This window comes from Paenibacillus sp. BSR1-1 (genome assembly GCF_030403775.1).
In the GTDB taxonomy this organism is placed as follows: Bacteria; Bacillota; Bacilli; order Bacillales; family Cytobacillaceae; genus Neobacillus.
This window is the reverse complement of sequence record NZ_JAQMWQ010000011.1, coordinates 60,473-75,101: the sequence shown is the minus strand read 5'-3', so window position 1 is coordinate 75,101 and position 14,629 is coordinate 60,473. Positions and strand designations below refer to the sequence as shown.

At 42.3% G+C, this 14,629-nt stretch carries 14 protein-coding genes; 10 read left to right on the top strand and 4 right to left on the bottom strand.

The window, feature by feature from the left end; all coding sequences use genetic code 11:
- Positions 1–215: 215 nt before the first annotated feature.
- Both PH210_RS16390 and PH210_RS16385 read right to left on the bottom strand, forming a co-directional pair.
- Positions 216–884: a nuclease-related domain-containing protein gene (locus tag PH210_RS16390; RefSeq protein WP_289987002.1), complete on the bottom strand. Its 669-nt coding sequence runs from the start codon at positions 882–884 to the stop codon at positions 216–218.
- Between the two features lie 31 nt (positions 885–915).
- Positions 916–1,194 carry a hypothetical protein gene (locus PH210_RS16385; protein ID WP_289987001.1) on the bottom strand — a complete coding sequence of 93 codons (279 nt, stop codon included), beginning with the start codon at positions 1,192–1,194 and terminating at the stop codon, positions 916–918.
- 165 nt (positions 1,195–1,359) lie between these two features.
- Here PH210_RS16385 and PH210_RS16380 point away from each other — a divergent pair, with 165 nt between their 5' ends.
- The 4 genes from PH210_RS16380 to PH210_RS16365 are packed head-to-tail and all read left to right on the top strand — an operon-like array spanning position 1,360 to position 4,504.
- Positions 1,360–1,983, top strand: coding sequence for a TetR/AcrR family transcriptional regulator (locus PH210_RS16380; protein ID WP_289987000.1), 624 nt, complete (start codon positions 1,360–1,362; stop codon positions 1,981–1,983).
- Between the two features lie 15 nt (positions 1,984–1,998).
- The gene (locus tag PH210_RS16375; protein ID WP_289986999.1) at positions 1,999–2,883 is read left to right on the top strand and encodes an ABC transporter ATP-binding protein; all 885 of its coding nucleotides are present in this window, start codon (positions 1,999–2,001) and stop codon (positions 2,881–2,883) included.
- A gap of 6 nt (positions 2,884–2,889) precedes the next feature.
- Complete coding sequence (locus PH210_RS16370; RefSeq protein ID WP_289986998.1) at positions 2,890–3,687, top strand: ABC transporter permease subunit; 798 nt, start codon at positions 2,890–2,892, stop codon at positions 3,685–3,687.
- Between the two features lie 19 nt (positions 3,688–3,706).
- Positions 3,707–4,504, top strand: a complete 798-nt coding sequence (locus PH210_RS16365) for an ABC transporter permease subunit (protein ID WP_289986997.1) — start codon at positions 3,707–3,709, stop codon at positions 4,502–4,504.
- Between the two features lie 27 nt (positions 4,505–4,531).
- Here the strand turns inward: PH210_RS16365 and PH210_RS16360 are convergent, their stop codons facing one another.
- Complete coding sequence (locus tag PH210_RS16360) at positions 4,532–5,230, bottom strand: hypothetical protein (RefSeq protein WP_289986995.1); 699 nt, start codon at positions 5,228–5,230, stop codon at positions 4,532–4,534.
- A gap of 145 nt (positions 5,231–5,375) precedes the next feature.
- Between PH210_RS16360 and PH210_RS16355 the strand changes: the two genes are divergently transcribed.
- From PH210_RS16355 to PH210_RS16335, 5 genes are all read left to right on the top strand, one after another.
- Entirely contained in the window at positions 5,376–6,110 is a 735-nt protein-coding gene (locus tag PH210_RS16355; RefSeq protein ID WP_289986994.1) for a gluconate 2-dehydrogenase subunit 3 family protein, read from the top strand.
- Positions 6,111–6,133: 23 nt separating this feature from the next.
- Entirely contained in the window at positions 6,134–7,849 is a 1,716-nt protein-coding gene (locus tag PH210_RS16350) for a GMC family oxidoreductase (RefSeq protein ID WP_289986992.1), read from the top strand.
- A gap of 69 nt (positions 7,850–7,918) precedes the next feature.
- Positions 7,919–8,266: an ASCH domain-containing protein gene (locus PH210_RS16345; RefSeq protein ID WP_289986990.1), complete on the top strand. Its 348-nt coding sequence runs from the start codon at positions 7,919–7,921 to the stop codon at positions 8,264–8,266.
- A 142-nt stretch (positions 8,267–8,408) separates the two neighbouring features.
- Positions 8,409–10,136, top strand: coding sequence for an ABC transporter ATP-binding protein (locus PH210_RS16340; RefSeq protein ID WP_289986988.1), 1,728 nt, complete (start codon positions 8,409–8,411; stop codon positions 10,134–10,136).
- Position 10,137: 1 nt separating this feature from the next.
- On the top strand, positions 10,138–11,985 hold the full coding sequence (locus PH210_RS16335) for an ABC transporter ATP-binding protein (protein WP_289986985.1): 1,848 nt from the start codon (positions 10,138–10,140) through the stop codon (positions 11,983–11,985).
- A gap of 38 nt (positions 11,986–12,023) precedes the next feature.
- Here the strand turns inward: PH210_RS16335 and PH210_RS16330 are convergent, their stop codons facing one another.
- Entirely contained in the window at positions 12,024–13,775 is a 1,752-nt protein-coding gene (locus PH210_RS16330; RefSeq protein ID WP_289986983.1) for a metallophosphoesterase, read from the bottom strand.
- A gap of 155 nt (positions 13,776–13,930) precedes the next feature.
- Here PH210_RS16330 and PH210_RS16325 point away from each other — a divergent pair, with 155 nt between their 5' ends.
- Positions 13,931–14,593, top strand: coding sequence for a hypothetical protein (locus PH210_RS16325; protein ID WP_289986981.1), 663 nt, complete (start codon positions 13,931–13,933; stop codon positions 14,591–14,593).
- Positions 14,594–14,629 lie beyond the last annotated feature (36 nt).

The window sequence follows — 14,629 nt, the reverse complement described above, 5'->3', positions numbered from 1 at the left end:
GCAAACTCAATTATCGGATAGCGTGCCCCAATCAGCGGATAAGGCGAGTCAATTGGCGGATAACGCCTTCCAATCATCAAAAGGCAAACTCAATTATCGGATAGCGTGCCCCAATCAGCGGATAAGGCGAGTTAATTGGCGGATAACGCCCGCCAATCATCAAAAAGCAAACTCGGTTATCGGATAGCACCCGCCAATCATCACACTAGAAAAAATTATCTCCCCTTAAAGAAATTAATGTTATTGAAGTCCATCATATAAGAGCGATATCGATATTCACCATTACTTAAAAGATTCATACTTTGCAAAATTCGTTTAGCAGTATTGACATCATCCACCCCCAAAAACTCCCGACATTCCCTATTCGTAATACTCCTCTTAAAAATCAAAAACCACTCCAGCAAAGCCCGTTGATGGGCACTGTGGTCCATCGCCCTGCAAAATGGACAATTCCAGGTCCGTGGTAGTTTAATCATTCCAAATCTGCCGCATTCCTCACATCTCACCCCTGGCTTGAAATCCCCGAAAGGTATTGAAAAACTTTCACTAATTGGTTTTGGAATAAATGGTTGATGACTGGCTAATAATTCATTAGAAAGCCAATGGAAGGTATCTATATCCAACTGTTTGCCTTGTTGTGGGATGCTTCGAATGTAGGATGGCACCAAATTGGGGAATAATATCTTTGTTTTCGCAGGAGGCACAGCCACAATTTGCTTCGGATACGCCAGTACAACCGCACCGTAAATGGGGAGATTGATGCCGCGGCCTCTCAGCCAGGCGCTCAATAAATTACGGTTCCGCTCTAATTGGACGACAGGGCTTTCATAGCCATCCCTATGCCCATCTTCTCTGGTCCGGATCAACTGTGGGGGATTATCCATAACTCCAAAACGCCCGCAATATTTTTAACTTCTAAAACCAAGCCATACCAGGGAGACATAAAATAGTTGTCCATTTGAAAATGCTCATCAGATGAGGGTGATAAACGTGGAAAGTGCGGTGATCGAATGGAAATGAATGTTTTCGGAAAACCTTAGCAACTCTTTCCTCCCCTCCAATTCTGGCCTCGACTGAAGCTTGTTTTGCAGCCAGAATAGGCAAACTGGGATGGCCGCTTGGCAACCGATTTTGAGCAGCTATTAAACCTTCTAGATTTAATGATGGGTCTCTATTTTTAAGATTAATGTTCACCCACCCCCTTCACCATGCATGTTAGCACATCCATAAAAATCCTACTATACATTTCATAATTTTGTTAAAAATATAGATTGACCACTATTGACCACATGAGTCAACGGGATTATAATGATGTCATTGACCCGTATGGTCAACAGAAACAAAAGGAGGGCTGGCACAGTGTTTTCAAAGTTTCTCAGCCTAGAAAAGGAAAAACAAGACCGAATCATCAATGCTGCTATAAAGGAATTTGCCCAGAAAGGATATGATAAGGCCTCGACGAATGAAATCGTGAAAGAGGCAGGGATTTCAAAGGGGCTGCTATTTCATTATTTTGGCAATAAAAAGCAGATGTATTTCTTTTTATTTGATTATTGCACCACTCTTATAACCGACGAATATTACCTAAAGGTAAATTTTAAAGAAACAGACTTTTTTACAAGAATCCGGCAGGCGATTATCGTCAAAATGGAAATGCTGGGTACCCATCCAGATATATTTAAGTTCATTCAAGAGGTATTTTTGGAGGACTCTCCAGAAATAAAAGTGGAGTTTGATAAGAAAAAGCAGGAAATAACCCATATCAACATGGAGAAGTTTTATGAGGGAATTGATTATTCCAAATTTAGAGAGGATGTCGACCTCAAAAAAATTATAAAAATCATTACTTGGACCTTTGAAAAATTAAGTGATGAAGTCTTAAATCAGGCAAAAATGTCACCTAACCATGAAATTGATTATCAAAATATCCTGGATGAAACGGAAGAATATTTTCAAGTGTTAACCAGATGTTTTTATAAATAAAGGGGGCTATTAACGATGAATGTGATTGAAATTAATAATCTAACAAAGACCTATGGGAAGGCAAGAGGAATCACGAACATCAGCTTCAATGTCGAAGAAGGTGAAATCTTTGGCTTCATCGGGCCCAATGGTGCCGGTAAATCCACCACCATCCGCACACTGCTGTCGCTTATTTACCCAACAAGCGGCAGCGCAAGCATTTTTGGAAAGGACTGCATTCAGTTTGCCCCGGAAATAAAAAGGGAAATTGGCTATCTGCCGTCTGAAGTTTTTTATTATGACAATATGAAAGTGAAAGATCTATTAAAATACTCAGCTAGTTTTTATAAAAAGGATTGCAGTAAGAGAATCAAAGAATTGGCGGAAATCATGGACCTTGATCTCAATAAAAAGATCGATGACCTTTCATTAGGTAACAAAAAAAAGGTTGGAATTGTGCAGGGGCTGCTTCATGAACCAAAGCTCATTATCCTTGATGAACCAACAAGCGGCCTTGACCCGCTGATGCAGCAAAAATTCTTTGAACTGCTCGAAGAAGAAAATAAAAAAGGGGCAACAATTCTCTTTTCATCGCATATCCTCAGCGAAGTTCAGCGCCTTTGCAACCGAGTGGCCATTATTAAAGAAGGCAAAATCGTTACCGTTGAAAAGATTAGCACCTTAAAAGAAAACAATTATAAAAAGTTCAAGATTGAGACGAAATCGCCACTCAACCAGAATTATTTCCAAATGAGCGGCGTTAATAATTTAGCGGTGGATGGCAGCATTACCAGCTTCCTATTTCGTGGAGATATTAATGCCATCATGAAGAAAATAGCCGACATAGAAATTGCAAATCTATGGATTGAAGAACCAGACCTTGAGGAGATCTTTTTGCACTACTATGAAAAGGAGGCCTAATAAACTATGAATATCTTTTTACATGAGTTGAAGGCTTATCGGAAGTCGACAATCATTTGGTCGATCTCATTAGTGTTGATTATCGCTCTGTTTATGTCGTTGTATTCTTCGATTGCCAAGGATGCAGAGGGGTTTTTGAAGATATTAGAAAATTACCCAGCGGCGATTAGAAATGCAATCGGATTTATTCAAGGAAACTTCTTTACAATATTAGGTTTTTATAGCTTTCCATTATCATTTATTACTTTGTGCGCCGGCATCCAAGCAATGAATCTCGGCACTTCCATTGTCAGTAAGGAAGTCCGTGAAAAAACAGCCGATTTTCTGTTAACAAAACCTGTAACGCGCAGCCAAATCCTCACAGCTAAGTTAATGGGGGCATTCGTTTCCTTGGTCATCACCAATATTATTTATTTTGCTGCAGCAAGTTTCTTGGCATTCCAGGTGAAAACAGATGATTTTAGTATGAAAATTTTCTTTTTGCTTTCACTGACGGTTTTTTTCATTCAACTTATTTTCCTAGCTTTAGGGATCATTATTTCCGTGATTGTTCCAAAAATCAAATCGGTACTGACTGTCTCGCTTTCGACGGTCTTTGCTTTCTACTTTCTGGGAATATTTAGTGACACCACAGGAGAAGAAGTAAAACGTTATATTTCGCCATTCAAATATTTTGACACTGCCTATATTATCAAACACGCAGGTTATGAAGCGTCCTTTTTGCTAGCCGGCGCTGTCATTATCTTTCTTGCCATTATGGCAAGCTTTGTTGTTTATTCAAAAAAGGATATTCATGCCGTTTAAAAATGGAGGTGTTTCCTAGGTGAATATATATGTAAAAGAGTTGAAGTCCCACCGAAAATCGATAATCTTTTGGAGCATTGGTGTCTTTCTGATGGTAGTATCGGGAATGACAAAATATGACGCTTATTCTTCATCAGGGCAATCGATCAATGATTTGCTTAAAGATATGCCAAGATCCCTGAAGGCTGTTTTTGGCATGAGTGATTTGGATTTATCGAAGGTAAGTGGGTACTACGGGATGCTGTTCATCTATTTATTATTAATGGCCACCATCCATGCGGCGATGCTGGGGGCAACGATTATTGCCAAAGAGGAGCGAGACAAAACCTCTGAGTTTTTGTTCGTAAAACCGGTATCTAGAAATGCCATCATTACGGCAAAATTATTAGCTGCATTAACGAATATCATCATTTTCAATCTGGCAACCTGGATTTCTTCCATTGCTCTTATCGCAAAATATAATGAGGGTGAAGCGGTGAATAAAGATATCGCCCTTTTAATGGCTGGGATGTTCATTTTACAGCTGTTATTTATGGTCATCGGCAGTGCCCTCGCGGCGGTCAAAAAGAGACCTAAGACGGCTGGCTCACTGGCTACTGGCATACTTTTAGTAACGTATATGTTGTCGATATCAATTGATTTAAATGAGAATATAGAGGGTTTAAAATATTTGACTCCCTTTAAATATTTTGAAGCTAAAAATGTCATGTTTGGCGGCGGTCTCGATCCCGTTTTTGTTGTGCTTTCAGTCGTATTGATCGCCGCACTGTCCGCCGTAACGTATGTTTTTTATAAAAAGAGAGATTTAAACGTATAGAAGACCGGGAGTTAATTCCCGGTCTTTTCATTTTTCATTGGCCATTTTTACAAGGGTAATAATATCACTTGAAAGCTTGCTGTAAGATGGCGCTTTGGCTTTAATATTGGCTTTGATTCCGTCAATGAGCGGCATGGCTTTTGGATTAGTGATCGTTAGGATCTGAACTTGGCCGTTAAAGGCTTTTGTCATGATTTCCTTCGCCCGTGCTAAATTGTCATCGGTATTCAGATTTGTTTTGTCGACCCCGTCTAAGTTCCCTTTGCCGGAAAGGCCATTCGTATTGGTTAACACCTTTGACTGCATTTCATCATAACGGGTGGAAGTGTTTTCTTGATTCGCTCTGGCAAGGATGATGGTGTCATCAAGGACGAACACCTTAATGCCTGGAACCCCTTCCCCTGCAAGTCGTGACTCTAAGTGTGATGAAATTCCCCCGTCATGTAAGCTGGAGCTGCCAATTAAACTGTAGACATTGCTGCCAAGACCGCTTGTCGCTTGAGTTGTTTTCTTCTTGGCGCGGTCCACACTTGGAATCACATTGATACTATTATGATTGCCGTGGACGACTCCATTTCCCTTATTGTTCAGAGACTGTTGGTGCATATCATGGTTGATGGCCGCATCTGCCTCATGTGCTTTTAGATCTTGCTGCCCAGAACATCCGCCTAGTAGCAGAAGTGTCCCAATTAAAGGTGTACAGCAAATTTTCCAATTCTTCTTCATTCCTTCGTCGCCTCCTTTTTAAAAATAAATTTCCCTTTTCCTTTTGTGCGTATGAATGGTTTATTTTGGGAACATTATCAAACAGAAGGCAGAAAACTGCCTAAGTCTTCAATTTTTTGATTCATTTTCCTTGGAGGTGTTTGGAATGACAGAAGAAAAAAAGGAAAAGCCGGATTTATTATCAAGGAGAAAATTTATTCGTAATACGGGCTATACAGTTGGTGGCCTTGCCGTTGGCGGCGTTTTGGGCAGTATCCTCCCGCTCGGGACTGCAAAGAAACATAAAGAGGAAACAGCCCAGAATTTTAATCGAGCGCTCATGTATTTTACCCCTGAACAATTTCGGATTGTCGAAGCAGCAACCGAGCGGATCTATCCGAAGGATGAGCATGGTCCGGGTGCCAAAGAATTGGGAGTTGCCTTTTTTATTGATCACCAATTAGCAGGCGATTGGGGCTTTAACTCACGGGAGTATATGCAAGCACCCTTTTTTAAGGGAGAAAAAGTTCAAGGCTTCCAAGGCAGGTTAAAACGGAGAGATATTTTTGACATTGCCTTACGCGAACTGAATAACCATAGCCAATCCGTTTATAAGAAGGATTTTGTCGACTTAAAGGGCGATGAGAAGGATTCTATCCTCAAAGACTTTGAGGAGGACAAAGTGAATATTACCACTATTTCACCGAGTGGATTTTTCAATATGCTGAGGAGTTCAACCTTAGAGGGTGTTTATAGTGATCCGCTCTATGGAGGCAATAAAAATATGGATGGCTGGAAAATGCGCAACTATCCAGGAAGTCAAATGGCGTATGCCTCGGTCATTGAAAAGGATTTTAAGAAAATTAAACCACAAAGTCTGCAAAACCATATGGGTAAGTAGAATTTTTTAAAGAAGGTGAAAACATGGCGAGAAAGTTACCGAAAGTAGATGTTGTTTTGGTTGGCGTTGGCTGGACTGGAGGAATTATTGCCGCCGAGCTAACGAAAAAAGGCTTAAAGGTGGTCGGCTTAGAAAGGGGAAAGGAACGAAAAACCGAAGATTATTATATGGTTCATGATGAATTGCGCTATGCTTTGCGCTATGACCTTATGCAGGACTTGTCGAAGGAAACGATCACCTTTCGAGGCAATGAAAATATCCGTGCCCTGCCAATGAGGCAATACGGTTCGTTCCTGCTTGGTGATGGTTTAGGCGGATCAGGCGTTCATTGGAATGGGCAGACATACCGGTTCCTTCCATATGATTTCGAGATCCATAGTAAAACGATTGAAAAATACGGAAAAAATAAAATTCCGGCGGAAATGTCCCTGCAGGACTGGGGCATTACCTATGATGAGCTTGAACCTTATTATGATCAATTTGAAAAAACAGCGGGGATTTCCGGCGAGGAAAATCCACTGGGCGGTAAGAGGTCCGATAAATATCCGACACCGCCAATGAAAATGTCTCCGCCAATGAAAATGTTCGAAAAAGCGGCGAAGAAATTGAATCTCCATCCTTATATGATGCCATCCGCTAATTTATCGGAGTCCTATAAAAACCCAGATGGGATTCAGAGGTCAGCCTGTCAATACTGCGGCTACTGCGAAAGGTTTGGCTGTGAGTATGGGGCAAAGGCTGATCCGGTTGTGACGGTGATTCCGGTAGCACTAAAATCGGGTAATTTTGAGATCAGGACGCATTCCAATGTTAGAAGAATTTTAAAACAAGGTAACAAGGTAACGGGAGTTATGTATGTAGACACGACAACCGGAGAAGAAATTGAACAGCCGGCTGACATTGTCGTGATGACAAGCTATGTATTCAATAACATCCGTTTGCTCTTGATGTCGGATGTAGGAAGACCGTATGATCCGAAAACAGGGAAGGGCGTTATCGGTAAAAATTATGCTTACCAGGTCATGAAAGGTAATGCTGTCGGGTTTTTTAAGGATAAAGAATTTAACACCTTTGCTGGGGCAGGTTCTCTTGGTATTCTGTTTGATGATTATAATGGCGATAATTTTGATCACTCCAAATTAAATTTTATTCATGGCGGCGGCATATCGCTTACACAAACGGGCTACAGGCCGATTCAAAACAATCCTGTACCAAAAGGAACGCCAATGTGGGGGAAAGAATTTAAGAAGCAGTCGTTAAAATATGCAAACAGTGTTTTAACCGTTGCAGCACAAGGGTCATCCATGCCATTTAAGCATCATTTTCTTGACCTCGATCCAACCTATAAGGATGCATTTGGCGACCCGTTAATTCGGATTACCTTTGATTTTGAAGAACAGGACCGTCAGCTCGCTGTGTTCCTTGCTAATAAATGTGCCGATGTCGTTAAGGAAATGGGTGCGGACCATATTGATTCATTGAAGGAGTTAGGCCCGTATGATATTACCACCTATCAATCGACGCATAATACAGGCGGGGTGATTATGGGGTCAGACCCGTCCACCTCTGCGGTCAATAATTACTTACAAATGCATGATTACGATAATTTATTCGTTGTGGGTGCCTCCGCTTTTGCGCATAACTCGGGGTATAATCCAACGGGAACAGTCGGGGCTCTGGCCTACCGTGCGGCCGAAGGCATCCTGAAATACCATGATAAAGGTGGACAAGTAGGTTAGAAAGCGTTTTAAAAAGATACCTAAGATGGTAATATGGTAAAATAAACAAATTAAAGGAGGAGAAACACTATGACAACCCAAAATGAAAACAAGGCCTTACCGCCAAAAACATGTTCTGTTGAACGACTCGTAACATTGGAAGAGGATGTAAAGAAAGTCCTATCCGGAGAAAAAACAGCTACACGCCGGAATGGCCGTTACGCTGATCCAGGTGAAATCATGACACTAGAAGGCCGAAAGTTCGTTGTTGATAAGGTTTATTCACAAAGTCTAGGCGAACTGACAGATGATGATGCCCGCCGCGAGGGCTTCCAAACAGTGGAAGAATACAAGCAATCGATTCTATCCATTCACCCAGGCATGCCTTGGCTCCCGCAAATGCGCGTCTGGGTCCATGAATTCAGCCCGGTTGAATAGTAAAAGAATGGTCCATTCGAAATGATGGGCCATTTTTTAATGGAATTTTAATCATTTCGGCAGTCGTAAAAATTTGTTTAATACAGGAACTCAAAATTATAATAGCTATATCAAAAGATTTCCGACACGCTGAGGTGACTAAATGAAGTTTTTTAAAAAATACACAAACAAATATTGGAAGTCTTTTAGCATGGCTGTCTTATTCCTCACCTTCGAGGCGATTAGTGATCTAATGCAGCCTACAATCATGGCTAAAATCATCGATAAAGGTGTGGCGGAAAAGGACCTTCATTATGTATTAAAAATGGGCGGCATCATGCTTCTGATTACGGCGGGTGGTGCAGTGGCGGCCTCGACGAGGAGTATCATCGCCAGTATTGTTTCACAAAATTTTGGCACGGAGCTAAGGTCCGATTTGTTTAAAAAAATCCAAACACTTTCGTTTAAACATATTGATAGGTTTGACCGCGCGTCGTTAATTACACGGCTCACCAATGATGTTACCCAGGTGCAGGTCTTTGTCAATGGCTTAATGCGGATATTCGTTAAGGCACCGCTTCTCGCCATTGGCGGCCTGATCATGGCAACGCGCCTTAACCTTCACCTTGCGGTCGTCCTCGCAGTCGTCGTACCGATTGTGGCCCTCCTCATCATTTTCAATATGAAAATAGGATTTCCTCTTTTTTCCAAAGTACAAAAAGCGCTCGACCGGGTCAACGCTGTTATGCGTGAGTACTTATCAGGGGTACGCGTTGTCAAAGCTTTTAATCGCTTTGATGTAGAAATTGGCAAATTTTCGAAGGCGAATGAGCATTTTCGCGATCAATCCATTACTGCGAGCCGCTTGATGGCGACTTTCAGCCCGGCGATTATGCTGACTGTGAATCTAGGAATCGTTGTCGTGCTATGGATCGGTGGTTTAGGGGTAAATAAAGGGAATATCCAGGTCGGCCACATTATTGCCTTTACCAACTATATGACGCAAATCTTATTTTCTTTAATGATGATTTCGATGGTTTTTAATATGTTTGTCAGAGCGAGGGCTTCTGCCAGCAGAATTGGCGAGGTCTTTATGCTTGAAGATCCGTCCAATATGGAAACCGAAGCTGCGCCAAAACAAGGAGAAAAAGGCAGCATTGAATTTGAGAATGTCTCTTTTACCTATGAGACTGCATCGGGCCAACCCATCTTAAAACATATCAATCTAACCATTTTACCCGGCGAAACAGTCGGTATTATCGGCTCTACAGGCTCTGGAAAAAGTACGCTTGTTGGGCTCATTCCCCGCTTTTACGATATCACAAGCGGTACGATTAAAGTCGATGGAGAAGATATTAGCCAGGTAAATCCCAAAAAACTAAGGGAGAAAATTGCGATTGTCCCGCAAAAGAATATCTTGTTCACGGGAAGTATTGCGGAAAATCTCCGCTGGGGAAAAGAGGACGCAAGTGAGCAGGAAATGGAAGAAGCGGCATTAATTGCTGGTGCACACGACTTTATCTCGGCCTCTCCTGAAGGATACAACACGAAAATTGGCCAGGGAGGCGTTAATTTTTCCGGCGGGCAGAAGCAGCGGATTTCAATTGCCCGGGCATTGGTGAAAAAACCGGAAATTTTAATCTTGGATGACAGTACAAGTGCTGTCGATGTGGCAACTGAGGCCAGAATTAAGGAAGGCTTGAAAAAATATGCCCGGGGCCTTACGTGTCTCCTGATTGCCCAGCGGATAACCTCGATTATGGATGCCGATAAAATCGTTGTCCTTGACCACGGTGAAATCGTTGGTGTCGGCAGTCATCCTGTATTAATGCAAAATTGTAAGGTTTATCAGGAAATTTACCACTCGCAAATGGGCAAGGAGGTATCATAAAATGTCAAACCAGCAAACAAGCCCTCCCCCTTCCCCTCCCCCATTACGGCCTGGCGGTGCCCAGCGACTAAGGGGCCCGGTGGTAAAGCCGAAGAACTTTAAAGGAACACTCAAACGGCTGTGGGATTACTTCGGGAAAGAACGGAAAATGCTAACCGTCATCTTTATCTTTATCCTTGTCGATGCTGCCCTCATGCTGGCAGCTCCGTACCTGATTGGGAAATCCATCGATGCTATGACTCTCAAAGGTGGCAAGGTAGATTTCAATGTTCTCGAAATGATGATCATCATTTTAGTAGCTGCTTATATAGCGGATGCTCTCCTCACCTTTTTGCAAGGATGGCTGATGGCCGGCGTAGCGCAGCGAATAGTCAAAAGCTTACGAGAGTCTATTTTTCAAAAACTGCAAAAGCTGCCTGTCTCGTTTTTTGATTCACGCACCCACGGTGAGCTGATGAGCAGGCTGTCCAATGATGTTGATAATGTCAGTAATACCATTTCTCAATCGACAACCCAATTAATGTCCGGGGTGATTGTCATCGCCGGGTCGTTAATCATGATGCTGATATTAAGTCCATTGTTAACATTAGCCAGCTTGATTACCGTGCCGCTTGTTTTTTTTCTGACAAGAACGATTGCAAAAAGAACGAGCGTCATGTTTAAAAATCAACAAATCCAGCTGGGCCAATTAAACGGCCATATTGAGGAAACGATTTCGGGGATTGAAGTGGTAAAAGCCTTTAATCACGAAGAGAAGGTAATTGAAGAGTTTAGTACGGTCAATGAACGGTTGCGTGAGGTCGGCCTTAAGGCGCAAATTTGGTCAGGTTTCTTGATGCCAATAATGAATGTTATCAATAACCTTGGCTTTGCGGTCGTTGCCGTAGTCGGCGGTATTCTTGCCGTAAAAAGTCTGATTACCGTTGGGGCTATTGCCAGCTTTATCACCTATTCAAGGCAATTTGTCAGGCCGCTTAATGATCTGGCAAACATTTTTAATATCCTTCAATCGGGTGTCGCTGGGGCAGAGCGGGTTTTTGAAATCATGGATGAGCAGGAAGAACCTGCTGATTCGAGTGATTCAGTGCCATTGGAAAACCCAAAAGGTCATGTTGTGTTTGAAAATGTCAGCTTTGGTTACAGGGCAGATGTTCCGATTCTAAAGAATGTCAGCTTTGAAGCGGAGGTAGGCAGCAGTACTGCCTTGGTGGGGCCAACAGGTGCGGGAAAAACGACGATTGTGAATCTGCTGACAAGATTTTACGATGTGACTGGCGGAAGAATCCTGCTCGATGGCCGTGATATTCGCGAGTATACAAGGGACAGCCTGCGAAGCTGCTTTGGCTTTGTTCTGCAGGATACGTATTTATTCTCCGGAACCATAAAGGAGAATATCAAGTATGGAAAGCCGGAAGCAACGGATGAAGAAGTCGAGCATGCGGCAAGGATGGCAAATGCCGATGCCTTCATTAAGCGGCTGCCCCGTCAATATAACACCGTGCTTTCAGAGAATGGCGGAAACCTCAGCCAAGGTCAGCGTCAGCTGTTAGCGATTGCCAGGGTCTTCTTAGCGAAACCCTCGCTGCTTATTTTGGACGAGGCAACCAGCAGCATCGACACGAGGACAGAGCTTCATATTCAAGCCGCACTGCTGACCTTAATGAAGGACCGGACCAGCTTTATCATTGCCCACCGCTTAAATACCATTCGCGATGCCGATACGATCATGGTCATTGACCAAGGGCAAATCATCGAAAAAGGAAGCCATGATGCCTTAATGAGCAGTCAAGGGCGATATTACCAGATGTTTTTTAACCAATTTAAAAATGTGGAAGGCGCACTGGATTAAGTAACTTGAAAAGCTCCCGCTGCAGCGGGAGCTTTTTATTATTTTTTTAATTGCCCATTTAGTAAAAAGTAATACCATTTTCCGCTGATGAATTGCCAGTTAACGGCCATTACACCATTCGACTTAAGGTAATACCATTGATTCGCCAGCTGCAGCCAGCCCGTGAGCATAACACCCTTTTCGTCCAGGTAATACCAATTTTTTTGAGCGGAAATCCAACCGGTTTTCATGACTCCGTGAGAATCAAGATAGTACCACTTTCCGCCAGTAAACAGCCAGCCGGTGTGCATAGAACCATTTGAATCGAAGAAATACCATGATGTTCCCTCTTTCATCCAGCCCGTTGACATTTCTCCTTGTTCCTTGAAGAAATACCATTTTCCGTTGATGAAATTCCAGCCTGTCAGCATCGCCCCAGCCGGATTAAAGTAGTACCATTGGCTGTTTAACTGCAGCCATCCGATTTGTTTTACCCCATCCTTATTAAAGTAATACAAAGTATTGTTGTAATGGTACCAGCCAGTTACACTTTGGGTCGTGAAGGTGATTTTTAACGGATTGTCGCTGACATGATCATAAGCATCTACCGCAAAAACCTCGTAAGTATAGGTGGTGTTCGGGAATAAGTTATTGACGGATAGGGACAGTGTTTCCTCCGGCTCCCAATAACGTGAATAAACCGTCTTCACCAACTGGCCATCTTTTTTAATGACATACCGGTCAACCACTGTATCATCTTTTCCGCGGTCCCATGTGAATGCAGCATTTGTCGTGCCAATCGTGCTTATGCCTGTTTTGGCTGATGCAGGAAAGGAAGGCTTCGATACATCCTTCGTTGTTTCTTTAAACGGGATGGGAATTGTTTCCGTCCGAATCCACGTTCCATTACTGAATTCCCGTGCCTTAAATTCTACACGGTCATCGTAAACATTAATGACGTACCCTTGGGAGAGCGTCGGAACCGAGCCGCCATCATACCATGTACTGGCAACCGAACTCGTATTGACCATCGTAAACCCATCCTGGTAAATGCTTTTTGGATGGTTTAATAGATAGTGAGTATGGCCTGAAATTAAGATTGCTTGCGGGTATTTTTTTAATATGGCTAACAATCTTTGGTTATCGAATCCTGCATTATAACGGTCGCTTCCATAAACTGTATTGGCAATCGGCTGATGTAAAAGGACAAATATTGGTTTATTACTGGCGGCATTGACAGGCAGGGTTTGCTCCAGCCATTGATACTGCTCCTCCGAAATATAGGCCCAATCGCGAGCCCCCGGATTACTGACTTCATAAGGACTTAACGATTTAGGTGATAGCTCGCCGCCCAAGGATATGAAATGGTAGCCTTTGATCCATTTATCAAAATAAACCTTGGTGATAGGATCGCCATTGTAATGCATGAACCTAGCTTTTAGCTCGTCATCGGTAACAGGAGAAGCGGGATCGACAATTGTTTCGCGGTATTCATGATTCCCAATGGATATTATCGATTCTGCCAAAGGATTTTTATAGGTTTTGAGAAGGTTAGTAAAGGTTTGATATTCCTCCTCATATCCTGCATCCGTAAAATCGCCGACAACAGCAATCGCGTCATATCTTGGGGCAACCCTATTCAGGTCATTTAAGGCATTCTCAAACTTATTACTCGGCATGTCTTTGTTAATATGCACATCGCTCATGACTGACAATTGGAGATTGGGCTGTGAAAATGCGGCTGCCGGCTTAGGTGTAAATAATAGTCCTGTTATTACGGCTGTAGATAGGAAAATGGATACTTTTTTCATTAAGTGCCCTCATTTCTAACTCATTTCTCTATTTCTATTAAAACTAGTTATGTAGTTTTCTGGTTAATTTGTCCTAATTATATAAAACATTATTGAAAAATACCAAAATATGATAATGTTATAGGTAAATTTGTCGAAATAAAGGTGGATAGAATGTGAAAAAGTGGATAATTTTTTTAAGCAGCATCGTTGTCGTCTTAGCAGTCGGGGCAGGGTCGCTCTATTATTACCTCAATGTTAAAGAATATAAGACAGCGGATCCAAGAGTAGATAATATTGTTAAAACGGACTATAACATCAAATTACCTGATGAGAAAACGCAGAAGACAGGATCTGCGGCAAATGCAAAGGGCCAGGAAATAAGCCAGACGGTAAAAAATGTTTCGTATAATACATCAAACAAAACGCATGAGCCTGCTAGTGCTGGGGCCGTAACGAAGACTTCTGCAACAAATACAAAGCCGACTGCCGCCAGCATCATCGCAAAATATCAACCGGCCTTTCAGGATCTAGAAGACCAAGCGGCCAGTAAGCTTAGTAATCTCTTATCCTATGCTATGAGTGAATATCAAGAAAAAAAGGCCAGTGGTGAGGATGTTTCTTATTTCTATTTTTATTCAAAATATAATGGTGCCGCCAAAAGACTGGAGGCTAGTACCGATAATTCATTTTACTATATTTATAATGCCCTTGTAAAAGAATTGGGGAATTATGGGTACAGTGCCGATGAAGCGAAGCCGATAAAGAACCATTATGTAAGTCTGAAAAAGCAGAAACGGTCTGCGCTAATGGATAAAGCTGTCGGCGCATTAAAATAATAGGAAAAATGTATTATTTTGTTGTAGAAAATGGTA